We start from the raw sequence: 14060 nt of genomic DNA, 5'->3' as shown, positions 1-14060 counted from the left end.
CTTCAGCGTATAGAGTTTTAACATCACACAGAAGACATATTTGATTGATTTTCCGTAAATTAAAGAGAACCAAAAAGATATTACGATGTTAAAATTTGCACTACCCGTACGTTATGCAATCGCTTTAAGTGGTTTGCTTATTAGTTATTTTCTAATCATTTCTCTCTTTGGATGGCATACAAATCCACTATTTAGTTTATTTAATGGTGTGATTACAGCCTTTGGAGTTTATGAAGCTATCAAAGGATATAAACTGAGGAAAAATGATGCGTTTACCTATGCCGATGGTTTTACAACTGGCATTGTTACTGGATTTCTTGGCACATTGTTATTTACTATATTCTTTGGGATTTATGCAGGAAACATCAATCCCACATTTATAGATAATTTTATGGGACCTTGGGGAAAATCTAGCAGTTTAGGAATCATTTTATTTACAGTAGCCATTTGTGGATTTGCCACTACAGCAGTACTTACACTCTCATTTATGCAACTTTTCAAACCTAGTTGGAATCTTACAAAACCAAAAAAGACTACCGAATTTATTGGGAAAGAAATAATGGAATGAAAAATACAATACTATTTCTTACTCATCATAAAAAAGAAACTCCCGAGTTATTTCGGGAGTTTCTCATTACATAGTGGAACTAATTCTACCTAGTTTGGTATATCACTATTGGTTTTCTGTCAAAGGAATCGGGAATTGATCAAATATTGCATCTCCTGCTCTATCAATAGGTAAGGTATTTAAAATTCCAAACCTTCTCACATCTATCCATCTATGTCCTCCTTCTGCAAATAAAGAATATCTTCTATTATAGATAATTTCATCTACCAACTCTGCAGGAGAATTACCTCCTGAATATGCTCCTAATCCTGCATTTATACGAATTACATCTAGTGCTTCAATAGCAGCTGTTGGATTTGAAATATGATTTGCTTCTGCAAATAATAACAATAGCTCTTCATTCCTAATAATCGCAGCAGAAGCCTCTTGACTTCCATATACAAAAACATCGTGTGTTCCCGTAAGATCTGACTGCGTAATTGATTCATTTCTTAACACCGCTTTATTTACCCTTGTATCATTAGGTCTAGCATCATCAACAAACGTTGGATGTGCAATTCTTGCATTTGCTCCTGTAGAGTTTAACGCAAAAAATAATGGATTTGCTAAATCTGCTCCTGAAAGAGAAAATGTAAAATATACTCCATTATCCAAATCACCATTCATGTTCATAAATGAATTCTGAAGTAATGTACTAGCTGATGACAAATTACCTCTATAAATTTCTACTCTTGCTGCTAGTGCATTATTAAACTCAATAAAACTAGCAGGTGTACTTGCAATTGCAAATCCAGACGGAATGCTAAAAGGGAATACATCTCCTCCATTTGATAAATCAGAAACGGCTTCTGTTAGCATTTGAAAAATTGCTGTTAAAGAATCATCATAATTTACAAATGGTCCTAAGTTGTCTGGATCATTTACATCTATACGAATTCCGTTTTGGAACTGATGATTCAATACCATTAATAGTTCGTGTGCTTTTATGGTGTTTGCAAACCCTCTAATTGCTGCAATTTCTTGATCAGAAAAATCGGCTGTTGTATTTGCTAGTCCTTCTAATAATATATTAATATCCTTTATCGCAGCGTATCTAGCCGCATATGGATTTGTTGTATAAAATGTATTATTATCTAAGGTTCCTGTCAGTAAATCTGCTGTCCATCTTGGATCTGAACTTTGAAATCTCCAGTACTCTCTTCCTGCCACAGACATTGCATCTACTTGCGTTCCTAATCGAACTCTCATATCTGATAATGCTCCTCCGATGGCTTCTTGTAATTCGCCTCTAGAAAGATCTTCTGAAACAGCATCTGTTGTGGGGCCATTTAAATTTTCTCCATCTTCTACCTCACAAGCAAATGCTAGGAAGGAAAATAACATCAATACTATTATATTTTTATATGTTTTCATTTTTATCTTTTTAATATTAAAAGTCAACTTTTACGTGAAACAAATAACGTTTTGAAGAAGGAAACGGCGTTACCTCAACACCTGTAGATAATCCATTTGATCCAAAATTTGAAACTTCTGGATCATAACTATTATAATCAAAAATATTAATTAAGTTATTTCCAGAAAATCCAACCTTAAAGTTAGCAATATACCCTGCAAAAACATTCTCCAGCACTTTGTTAGGTAAGTTGTAGTACAATCCTATTTCTCGTAATCTCAAATAAGATGCATCCTCTATAAAAGGAGTTGCATTTCCTCCAAAGAAAGAAGCAATTCTAAAGTCTCCATTAGACATTTGTCCTGAAGGATCTAAGCCAGTATCATCATAATCTGCACTGGTCCCTCCAAAGTCTGTTAATAGCGTAGTTAAATTAATATTGTCTCCCCCTTTTTTCCAATGCCATAAGAAAGACAAGTCAAAATTTTTATAATGAAGCGTATTACTTAATGTCATTTGAAAATCTGGTTCTGCATCACCAAGCACTGTTAATACACCGTCTGCATTAGTTCCTACAATCTGGGTAGCGCTTTTCCCTTCTTCTATTCTAAATGTTCCTAAGCCTTGTCCAAAACCTCCTAGATTAAAAGGATCTACATCAAGTCTTGTAATTTCTGATGTATTAGTAAAGAATAACAAATTAGCATTCCAATCAAAGTCTTCTTTTTCTAAAATTAATCCGTTTAGACCAATTTCAACTCCTGAGTTTTTTAAATTTCCTGCATTTGCAAATCTATTACTAAACCCAGAAGACGATTCATTATTTGCTAGTAAAATTAAATCATCTACATTCTTATTGTAGTATGTAAATTCTAACCCTACTCTATTCTCAAGGAAGCTAGCATCAAAACCAACTTCGAATTCTTTTTGTCGCTCTGGAGAAATTTCAGAATCTCCTAAAGTTAATGGTACTGCAATACCAGGCAAGCCACCAATTAATGAATTAACATATGCCGTAAACAGCGCTCCGTTAGGCGCAAAATTACCAGCTTCTCCATAAGCAGAACGTATCTTTAATTTATTTATAAAAATAGCATCACTCCAAAAATCAAATTGATGCAAATTTACAGCAGCTGATGCTTTTGGGTAATAAAATAACTCATTGGCATCTCCATTATTACTAGACTTATCACCTCTAACTCCTACAGTTGCAATTATTTTGTCTTGGTAGTTAAGTTCTTCTTGAACAAAAAATCCGGTATCTTCTTGTTCTTGTCTAAATTGAGTTACATTAATGTTTGCCGCTTGATCTAGATTTGTCTCTGAAGCGATTAAACCTGAAGCAATACTTCTAACGGTGTTTCTGCTAAACGTTTGCTTTGTAAGACCCGCTTGCGTTGTAAATCTCAAATCATTCTGAGTATTGTATTTATGTATTAAAAATGCAGAATAGTTTGCATCTTTATTTTCTGTAGTTCCCAAGGCACTTACTCCATTTAAACCTCCGTTAGATGGTTTTTGGAATTGTAATTCTTTTGGAAAAATAGCTGTATTTACAAGATTATAATAATCTACCCCTGCTCTTACTTGAAGATCTAAGCTTGATTTTGTGTTCTTAAATATATTAAAATCTAATGTAGCTCCAGTAATAAACCTATTTACATCTTCTCTATTTGTTACTAGATCTCTTGTTTGAAGTGCATTGGAAGCACTAAAAGGGTTATCTGGATAATTCCCATTTGCATCTGGAAATAACTGTGCAAAAGGAGGTGTAGATGTTAAAGAAACTCCTATGGTAGTTCCTGTATTATCATTATTAAAAAAACCTCTATCTGACCTTGAATCTACATAATTACTCGTTACAGAAATTTTTGCTCTGCCATCTAAGAAGTTATGATTGATATTAAATCGAACAGATTTTCTATTATAGCCTGTATTTCTAACAATTCCGTCTTCTTCATTATTTGAAAAAGCAGCATAAAACAATGTGTTTTCACCTCCTCCAGAAATATTAACACTTGTATTTGTTATGAATCCATCTTCTCCATAGATTTCATCTTCAAAATCTACCAATGTTCCATTTGCTTGAGCAGTTGTAAAAAGAGCACCTGCTCCTTCTCCATATGTATTTTCTGCTATATCTGCTGTAAGATTTCTTTGTCCTAAAGGATTTAATATTCTATTGAAACCAATGTCTTGAGAAAAAGAAATTTTAGTTTCTCCTCTTTTTCCTTTTTTGGTTGTAATAATAACAACTCCCGCTGCCGCACGAGAACCATAAATAGCAGCTGCAGATGCTCCTTTTAATATTTCAATATTAGCAATATCGTCTGGGTTTAGATCTGCAATCCTATTAGTAGGATTATCTTGGGAAGATGCATTTCCTCCAGCTGAAGCTCCAGACACAAAATTTAATCCTGCACCAGATACACTGTTATTATTTACATAAACTCCATCTACAATATAAAGAGGCTGAGAGTTTCCATTAATGGAAGTAACCCCTCTTAATTTTATAGCAATTCCTCCTCCTGGTGCTCCAGAACTTCTTGTTACTTGTGCTCCTGCAAATTTACCAGCTAAAGCCCCATCTAATGTTTGCGCTGGGGTTCTTCCCGTTAAATCTTCTGCAGAGACTGTAGCGACAGCATTTGCAGAATTGGATCGTTTAATTGATGTTGCAAGACCTGTAACAACCACTTCTTCTAGAGCTTCGGCAGATTCTGAAAGTGTAACCTGTACAGATGATGTGTCTGTAATTTCTTTTGATAAGGTTGTAAATCCAAGTATGGAGAATTCTAATGTGGTGGGAAGATTAGCTACACTGATGATAAACTTTCCGTCAAAGTCAGTCGTGACCCCATTTGTAGTTCCAATTTCAATGACATTTGCAAATGGTATTGGTACTCCATTTGTGTCTTGTACCGTTCCAGTTATTTCACTTTGCGCAAACGCAATGATGGGAAATAACAAAAATAACAGCGTCATTTTAACGCCTTTGTAATTTTGTTTCATATTGATTGATTTTTTTGTTAATCTCAATAAAACTAACGAATATTTTATCAAATCATCAATAAATATCAAAATTAACGTTAAAAAATTAAAAAATTCGTAATTTAAAAATAAGCATAAGCCCCATAAACGCTAGTGTTAGCAGGATTACTCAATAGTAAGAAAATCAACTAATTACACAAAAACCGTATATCAAGTGCAAAAAACGCGTAATATGCTTTTATTTTAGTAGGCATCAAAAATTTATATATTCATATTCAAGTTACCTAACTTGAATATGAATATGATCATCATGCCTTACTGCTTTACAACCATGGTATCTAATTTTCACATGGTTTATATTCATTCTATCTCTTAAGTGTGGTTCGATAAAAATTTTAGAAATAGATGCTTCTTGAGCAATAAGTTGAAGTAATGTCTTTGTTCCCTTTTCAGAGAAATTCAATTCTGGATATACAGTCCCTAATGTAAGATACTTAGGGAAATCATATTGCCAATACCCTTTTCTTTTACATACTGAAATCTGATCATATTCTCCATTAGTAGGATAAACAAATGCTCCATAACCACTTACTGAAGGTTTCTCATTTACTAGCACTCCTTTTTGATCTTCATAAAGCAAAGAAATATCTAGCTTCTTCCCATCTTTATGACTTAAATGTGGTGGTAATGGAAATCCATTAAGAAATGGAAAATTAGCATCCAAACAATGGATTTCTATTCCTGGATATTTTTTGGTTAACTTCTCTGAAATATTTGCAAGTACTTCATTAACTTTTGGAACGACATAATTTCTATTTGTCAGAGATGTAAAAAACATATGGATTTTAATAGTATCATCTATCTTTATTTTTTCTCTCCCAAATAAAGGTGCTACATATGGAACGATAGCATATGTACAAATAAGATACAGTACTATAAACACACTCCATTTTTTAAATGTCTTTTTTCTGTATAGAAGTGTAACAATAATATAGATCACTCCTCCTATCTGTGTAATAACAGTAAGTAATACAACCCACAATACATTCAAAAATAATCTACCCATATAAACCCGATATATATTCCATAACGGTTCTGGTAGCTCCTGTATTGCTATTTATAAAGTGACCTGCAATCATTCCTGTTTGAGATCTGAATTTTTGATCAATCAATAACTTGTGTAAGATATCATCAAGTTCTTTTTGATTTGAAATAGTGTATAATCCTGCAAGTTGCTGTAGTCTTTTTGCTTCTGGGAACTTCTCAAAATAATTTCCAATAATAATTGGAATTCCAAAAGTTGCCGGCTCTAATATATTATGTAATCCCTTTGTTCCTAACGCTCCGCCTACATATGCAATATCTGCATAGTTATATATTTTAGTGAGTAAACCTATCGTGTCTATGATAAAGACATTATACTCAGAGAGTGCTTTTCCTTCTTTTTCTGAAAACAAAACAGTTTTCACTTCAAGTTTTTCTTGTAATACTTTTATTTTCTCTGGTTTTATCTGATGAGGGGCAATAATAAATTTAGTATCACTTTGATGATTATTAATAAATGTGGTAAGCACTTCATCATCTTCTGGCCATGTACTACCACACACTACACAAAGTTGATTTGCTTTAAATGCTGAAATAAAACTTAAGGTATTATCCATTTCTATTTGACGAGAAACACGATCAAAACGTGTATCCCCACTTATAGTCACTGGGTGGAGGTTTAATGTTTTTGCTGCTATAGCTGATGTTTTGTCTTGTACAAAGTAATGGTCAAAAGCTTCAAAACTTTTAAGCATCCATTTCCCATACCATTTAAAAAACGGTTGGCTTTCTCTAAAAACACCAGAGAGTAACACCGTTTTTATATTTCGCTTTTTTAGAGCTGTCAAATAATTCGGCCAAAATTCATATTTAATAAAAAACACTAGTTCAGGATGTACTACATCAAGAAATAACCGGGCATTTGTTGGGGTATCAAGGGGTAAATAGGTGGTCGCTTTCGCGAAAGCGTTATTTTTCTTAATCTCATAACCAGAGGGAGAGAAGAACGTAATTACCAATGAAAATTGCGGATACTTTTTTAATAACTCTTCCATTACCGGAACACCTTGCTCATACTCTCCTAGAGAAGCGGCATGAAACCAAATGACACGATCTTTGTCTGTTAGTTGATTTCTTAGTGTTGAAAAAATATCTTTTCTACCTTTTACAAATAACTTCATCTTGGCACTAAAAAGTCCAGATACAGGCAAAATTGCTTGTAAGATGTATATTATACTAGAATAGAGACTACGCATACACTGCTAAAATAGCGCTTTGTCATAAAATAGATTGTTGGAAGGTACTAGTTTTTGTATTTTCGTTACAACTTTCTTAATTGAAAACACAATCAGTCTTATCCTAACTCTAAAGAGTAAAAACTCTTTCATACCTATGAAGAAGATACAAATGGTTGACCTTAAAGGTCAATATCAGAAAATAAAAGAACGTGTAGATGCCTCTGTGCTAGAAGTTATTGAATCTAGTGCCTTTGTAAATGGTCCTGAAGTACATACATTTCAAAAAGAACTTGAAGATTACTTAGGTGTTCATCATGTGATCCCATGTGCTAATGGAACAGATGCATTACAAATTGCTATGATGGGACTTGGTTTACAACCTGGTGATGAGGTAATCACAGCTGATTTTACATTTGCCGCTACTGTAGAGGTGATTGCTCTATTACATCTTACGCCTGTGCTTGTAGACGTAGATCCTGTTAATTTCAATATTGATATTGAGGCTATAAAAAAAGCAATTACTCCCAAAACAAAAGCAATTGTTCCTGTACATCTTTTTGGAATGGCTGCTAATATGGATGCTATTATGGATCTTGCAAAAGAACATGATTTATATGTCATAGAAGATAATGCGCAAGGTATTGGAGCAACGTATACGGGACGTGATGGCAAAAAGGTAAAAACAGGAGCTATAGGACATGTAGGTACTACTTCTTTTTTTCCTTCTAAAAATTTAGGGTGTTATGGAGATGGTGGTGCTATCTTTACCAATGATGCTGATCTTGCTCATACCATACGAGGTATCGTAAATCACGGGATGTATAAGCGCTATCATCACGATGTAGTAGGTGTAAATAGTAGGTTGGATTCTATTCAAGCAACTGTTTTACGTGCAAAACTACCACACCTAGATTCCTATAACACGGCTCGTCGAGATGCTGCTCGTAAATACTCTGCTGCATTTATGAATGAGGAAAAAATCATTACTCCTATGATATGTGATAGTTGTGACTGTCATGTATTTCATCAATATACTTTACGATTAAAAGATACAGACCGTGATGCATTAGTAGCTCACTTACAGGAAAAGCAGATTCCTTGTGGTGTATATTATCCTATTCCTTTACACAAACAAAAAGCGTATTTGGATGAGCGTTATAACGAAGCTGATTTTACAGTTACGAATCAATTAGTTCAAGATGTAATCTCGCTTCCTATGCATACAGAACTTGATGATGAGCAAATTGCTTTTATCACTTCTACTATCATCGATTTTGTAAATAAATAACTTACTAAAACAACTATCACCCATGAAAAAGATCTTTTTATTGCTATTGGCACTTTTTATAAGCACTATTTCTTTTGCACAAGAAACTACGTTATTACATTGTGGTAAATTGATCGATACTGAAAATGGTACTGTTCTCACGGAGCGTACTATTACAGTACAAGGAAATAAAATCATTGCTATTGATAAAGGATATACACAGCCTAAGAAAAATCAAGCGGTTGTTGATCTTACTTCTAAAACAGTGATGCCTGGGCTTATCGATATGCATGTTCATATTGAAGGTGAAACAAGTCCAAAGAGATATATTGAGCCTTTTACAAAAAACGAAGCTGATGTCGCTTATACAGCTGGTGAGATTGCAAAGCGCACCCTAATGGCTGGTTTTACTACAGTGCGTGATTTAGGAGGAAGTGGCGTAAATGTATCTTTACGAAATGCTATCAATAAAGGGACTGTAGATGGTCCTCGTATTTTTACTGCCGAAAAAGCTATAGGAACTACCGGAGGTCATGCCGATCCTACCAACGGATACAAGAAAGAGTTGATGGGAGACCCAGGGCCTGCAGAAGGTGTTATTAATAGTCCTGCAGATGCTCGTAAAGCAGTACGCCAGCGTTATAAAAATGGCGCTGATGTTATTAAAATCACAGCTACTGGAGGTGTTTTAAGTGTGAGTAAAAATGGAGTAAATCCTCAGTTTACACAGGAAGAGATTAATGAAATTGTAAAAACTGCTAAAGAATACGGAATGAGTGTTGCAGCTCATGCTCATGGAATCGAGGGTATGCAGCGTGCTATAAAAGGAGGTGTTACTACCATTGAGCACGGATCTTTAATGGATAAAGAAACTGCCATGCTAATGAAGCAATATGGTACGTATCTTGTCCCTACATTATCTGCAGGTCGCTACGTAAGACAACAAGCAGATATCCCTGGGTATTATCCAGATATTATTATTCCTAAAATCATGAAGGTAGATGCGGGCATTCGTCAAACGATGAAAATGGTTGCTGACGAAGGTGTAAATATTGCTTTTGGAACGGATGCAGGTGTATTTCCTCATGGAGAAAATGCTAAAGAATTTATTTATATGGTAGAAACTGGTTGGTCTGAAATGTTTTCTATTCAATCTGCCACAATTACTAATGCAAAAGTATTAGACATGCAGGGTCAATTAGGAGAATTAAAAGAAGGATATCTAGCTGATATTATTGCTGTAGATGGAAATCCTACCAAAGATATTTCTACAATGACATCGGTTTCTTTTGTTATGAAAAATGGTGTTATTTATAAGAAATAAAAAACCCACTACACATCAGATAAAGATCATTTCATCTATTCCCGTTCCCTAATAAAGGAATGAATGAAATTCTCGCTATGCTCACCCTTCATTGGATTAAGTCAATCCAAAAGAACACAACTCTTTATGTACAGCGGGATTTTATTTATTTCTTATAAATAACACCAAATCAGCTCACTTTTTAAGTTGGGTAAAGTGTGGTGTATTATTCTATATTTTTTTATTATTTATTTTGCTAATATTATAAATTCACTTCTTCTATTTAATTGATGTTCTCCTTCTGAGCATGGCACACCATTACTACATCTATTTGTTAATTGTGTTTCTCCATAACCTCTTCCTGTTAATCTACTTCTAGATATACCACCTACATTTACTATATAATCAATAGTAGATGTATTTCTGCGTTGAGATAATGCAATATTATATGCATCGTCTGCACGACTGTCTGTATGACTTCTCACGTCTATTTTTGCATTTGGAAATTGTTCCATAAAAGCGATTACTTTTATGAGTTCTCTCTCTGCATCTGGACGTATAAAAGATTTATCAAGATCAAAATAAATTGGTTTTAATCCCAGTAATTCATTTAAGTCGTCTCCTACATTTACAGCTACTGGAGGTTTTAAGTATAGATCACGTTTTATATTTCTACCTGCTTCTCCATCTGTTGTGATAATTGCTTCAGCAGGATCATAATTTTCTTTTTCTGCCCTCACAACATAGGTGTCATCACAGTTGATTCCATCAAAATTATAGTTCCCTAGTACATCTGATGTAGTTTGTGTAATGACATTATTTTGTTTGTCTCGTAACTGCACTCTTGCCATAGGTAGTACTTGATCTGTTTTTACATCTCTTGTGATACCACTAATCACTTGACCACAATTCGTCAGTAGTTTTTTCTCTCTAGTAAACCCATAGATATCGTCATTTCCTAGACCTGTAGCACGATTTGAAGAAAAATATCCTAGTCCTTTATCATTGTCTAGAATCAACCCAAAATCATCATAACTACTATTTACAGGTTTTCCAGCATTATAGGCGTCGCCTACAGTACCATTGTCTTCTATCTGGGCAACAAATACATCTAGTCCTCCTAATCCTATATGTCCATCTGTAGCAAAAAACAATCTTCCATCTTTGCTTATAAAAGGAAATGTTTCTCTTCCTTCTGTATTGATTGTTTCTCCTAAATTTTCTGGAGTTCCATACGTACCGTCTGCATTAATAGACACTCGCCATATATCTGACAAGCCCTTTGTTCCTGGCATATCTGATGCAAAATACAAGGTCTTTCCATCTGGACTTAATGCAGGATGCGCTACAGAGTATTCGTTACTATTAAATGGTAATTCTTCTGCAACACTCCATTGTCCGCTTTCGCGAAAGCTTTTATATAATTTTAATTTGTTAGTTCCTTCTTGATCTCGTTTCAGTCGCTTTGCTGTATAATTGTTACGTGTGAAATACATCACATCTCCTAAATCATTAAATACCGTACTACTCTCGTGGTACTTTGTATTTACATCTCCTTCTAACTTGCTAATCGTTGGAGCATCCGTTTCAGGATTGTCTACTATATATAGATCTAAAAATGGTTGATCATTCCAGTCATGTATTAAGGTTCCTGTACTATTTTCACGATTGGAAGAAAATACAAGGCGCTCTCCATAAAAACTAGGACTAAAATCCTGTAAGCCAGAATTTACCTGTATTGGTTTTATGGCATATCGTCCAGATTGCCTTTCAATTTCAGCAAGGTAATCGCGCTCTTTGACAAACATTTTACCTCTAGAGTCATTTCCGTTTGCAGCTTCAAATTGATTCATCACTTGATCTGCTTCTTCATAGCGTCGCACACTTTTTAATGATTGTGCATATCGAAAATAATATTCTGGAGTTACTTGATCTCCTCCTGTATTCACTAATTGTCCATACCATGTAACAGCATCTCTATATTCACTCGTAAAGTAATAGGAATCTCCTAATTTTTTAAGAACTTCTGGAGACCGGTCTCCTTTATCTGCAATTCTCAAATATAAATCACGGGCATCTACAAAAGCATATTGATCAAATCGTTTTTCTGCTTTTTTTACACTTCCATTTTTCTTTTCTTTTATTTCTTGTTTTGCCTCATCTACTTGCTCTTGTCCATAAGACCATCCAACACTCCCTACAATAAGGGTTGTTATGAGCGTATAACGTATTGCTTTTTTTATCTGAAACATCATTGTGTCTTATACTTTAGTTTAACTTAGGTGAACTTAAAAGAATCTCGGTGACAAGAGACGTTTTGGTTTATTCAAGACTTCAAATCGCAAAAAGATTTCATAACTACCATCATTAAATTGTTGTAATTCTGTTGTCTCTCTATCATAGGCAAGACCTAGCATTAGACCATCTGTTATTTGAAAACCTGCTAGTGCACTTACTGAAGCACTCCATCTATACGCTAATCCCAATGTTAATTTATCATAGAGTAATGCATTTGCAGTAACATCTACTTGTAACGGTGCTCCTGCTACCCATTTTACGAGTCCAGCAGGTTTAAACTTAAAATCTTCTGTTACATTAAAAACATATCCCGAAGTGAGGTAATAGTTGATTCGTTCTCTCGCTAAATAGGTAGCGTTTGCATCATTACTATTATTACTATCATCAAAATGCTCAGTACGTAATAAATTAGGTGCACTAAAGCCTAAATAGTACTTATCAGTATAATAGAATAAACCTACTCCTACTTGTGGTGTAAAACGATTATCAATATTATCTTGAGCTGTCGCTAAAGGGTCTCCATTTTGAAATGGACTGGCCTCGCTATAATTGACATCCAATAAGTGTGCGCCTCCTTTGATTCCAAAGGCTAACTTACCTCTATCACTTGTAGGAATTGTATAACTAAAATCAATATCTATATAGGTTTCATTGGTAATGAATATCTCATCATTAACAATATTTAATCCCAATCCAACTCTTTCTGATTGTCCTACTGGAGAATGAATAGAAAATGTTTGTGTGCGGGGAGCACCATCTAAACCTACCCATTGACTTCGATGAAGTCCTAAAATACTTAGTCCTCCTCTAGATCCTGCATAGGCTGGATTAATACTCAGTGTATTATACATATACTGGGTATACTGCGCATCCTGCTGGGCTACAGCATTTTCTGTCTGTAAACCTAAAACTACTATTACCATGGCTATGATGGCGTTGTAACTTTTTCTCATAGGTGTTTATTTTAATCTGATAGACTAGTATGTGACTAGTCTATCAGATATGAATTAATCTAGTTATCTATTTATGTATAATGGTCCTGCTAATTGCTGTAGTCTTCCTTCACTATTTGTGTATTCTAGCACATAATAGTAAGTACCCACTGGCAGTAAACGATCTTGATCTATGGTCACACGGCCTGTAGATTCTCCTCTAAAGAAGTTATCGTTTTGTCCATATCCTCTAGTATCAAATACTAGTACTCCCCAACGGTTGTATATACGCACCGTATTATTTGGGAATTGCTCTATGCCTCTAATAACAAATACATCATTAAGTCCATCTCCATTTGGTGTCACAATATCAAAGACTTCAAGTCCGTCTTGTGCATCAGGATCTCCATTATTTTCTTCTAAGAAGTCTGGAATTCCGTCATCATCTTCATCACCTAATTCTTCACCATTAGGAATACCATCTCCATCACAATCGGCTGTATCAAACTCTACATCTGTTGGTAATGTTTGACTACCTATTTCTAAGCTACAAGGATCATTTGGATCCGTTCCATCATTGGCTTCATCTCCATCAGTTACTCCGTCTCCGTCCGTATCTGGATCTAATGGATCTGTTATATTACCACCTGGATCTTCTATAGTGATTGGATCATCTACACCTGTAGTCTCCTCTTCGTTTGTTAAACCATCATCGTCACAATCGGCCGTATCAAATTCGACAGAAGTTTCAACAGTTTGGCTACCTACAACGAAGTCACAGAAGTTATTTGGATCTGTACCATCTTCAATTTCATCACCATTCGTTACACCATCACCATCACAATCGGCTTCATTATAACCTTCATCTGCTGGTAATGTTTGACTACCTATTTCAAAATCACAAGGATCATTTGGATCCGTTCCATCATTTGCTTCATCGGCATCATTAACACCATCGCCATCTGTATCTGGATCTAATGGATCGGTCATATTACCATCTGGATCTGCTGGAGTATCTGGATCGTC

At 34.8% G+C, this 14060-nt stretch carries 10 protein-coding genes; 3 read left to right on the top strand and 7 right to left on the bottom strand.

Annotation, left to right across the window (positions count from 1 at the left end; translation table 11 throughout):
• The first annotated feature begins 85 nt into the window (after positions 1 to 85).
• Positions 86 to 568 (top strand): DUF4199 domain-containing protein, encoded by a 483-nt coding sequence (locus Q1A01_RS06910; RefSeq protein WP_299678005.1) that lies wholly within the window; start codon positions 86 to 88, stop codon positions 566 to 568.
• 105 nt (positions 569 to 673) lie between these two features.
• Here Q1A01_RS06910 and Q1A01_RS06905 read toward each other — a convergent pair whose 3' ends face one another.
• From Q1A01_RS06905 to Q1A01_RS06890, 4 genes are all read right to left on the bottom strand, one after another.
• Positions 674 to 1981, bottom strand: a complete 1308-nt coding sequence (locus Q1A01_RS06905; protein ID WP_299678002.1) for a RagB/SusD family nutrient uptake outer membrane protein — start codon at positions 1979 to 1981, stop codon at positions 674 to 676.
• Between the two features lie 16 nt (positions 1982 to 1997).
• Entirely contained in the window at positions 1998 to 4973 is a 2976-nt protein-coding gene (locus tag Q1A01_RS06900; protein WP_299677999.1) for a SusC/RagA family TonB-linked outer membrane protein, read from the bottom strand.
• Between the two features lie 259 nt (positions 4974 to 5232).
• A complete protein-coding gene (locus Q1A01_RS06895) occupies positions 5233 to 6018 on the bottom strand; it encodes a hypothetical protein (protein ID WP_299677996.1) in 786 nt (261 codons plus the stop codon).
• Positions 6011 to 7252 carry a glycosyltransferase N-terminal domain-containing protein gene (locus Q1A01_RS06890; RefSeq protein WP_299677993.1) on the bottom strand — a complete coding sequence of 414 codons (1242 nt, stop codon included), beginning with the start codon at positions 7250 to 7252 and terminating at the stop codon, positions 6011 to 6013. The genes Q1A01_RS06895 and Q1A01_RS06890 overlap by 8 nt, the downstream gene beginning before the upstream one ends.
• Before the next feature lie 136 nt (positions 7253 to 7388).
• Here Q1A01_RS06890 and Q1A01_RS06885 point away from each other — a divergent pair, with 136 nt between their 5' ends.
• Together Q1A01_RS06885 and Q1A01_RS06880 are read left to right on the top strand one after the other, a co-directional pair.
• Positions 7389 to 8522, top strand: coding sequence for a DegT/DnrJ/EryC1/StrS family aminotransferase (locus tag Q1A01_RS06885; RefSeq protein WP_299677990.1), 1134 nt, complete (start codon positions 7389 to 7391; stop codon positions 8520 to 8522).
• Positions 8523 to 8544: 22 nt separating this feature from the next.
• Positions 8545 to 9825 carry an amidohydrolase family protein gene (locus tag Q1A01_RS06880; RefSeq protein ID WP_299677987.1) on the top strand — a complete coding sequence of 427 codons (1281 nt, stop codon included), beginning with the start codon at positions 8545 to 8547 and terminating at the stop codon, positions 9823 to 9825.
• 227 nt (positions 9826 to 10052) lie between these two features.
• On the opposite strand, the gene Q1A01_RS06875 is transcribed toward Q1A01_RS06880, so the two are convergent.
• The 3 genes from Q1A01_RS06875 to Q1A01_RS06865 form a co-directional block, all read right to left on the bottom strand.
• Entirely contained in the window at positions 10053 to 12059 is a 2007-nt protein-coding gene (locus Q1A01_RS06875) for an OmpA family protein (RefSeq protein WP_299677984.1), read from the bottom strand.
• Between the two features lie 33 nt (positions 12060 to 12092).
• Entirely contained in the window at positions 12093 to 13055 is a 963-nt protein-coding gene (locus Q1A01_RS06870) for a type IX secretion system membrane protein PorP/SprF (protein WP_299677981.1), read from the bottom strand.
• A gap of 63 nt (positions 13056 to 13118) precedes the next feature.
• Positions 13119 to 14060: gliding motility-associated C-terminal domain-containing protein (locus Q1A01_RS06865; protein WP_299677978.1), on the bottom strand; the 942-nt coding region annotated here is incomplete at its 5' end.

It is taken from the genome of uncultured Dokdonia sp., assembly GCF_947492815.1.
Lineage (GTDB): Bacteria > Bacteroidota > Bacteroidia > Flavobacteriales > Flavobacteriaceae > Dokdonia.
The sequence above is the reverse complement of the archived record's forward strand: the minus strand, read 5'-3'. Positions and strand labels throughout refer to the sequence as shown.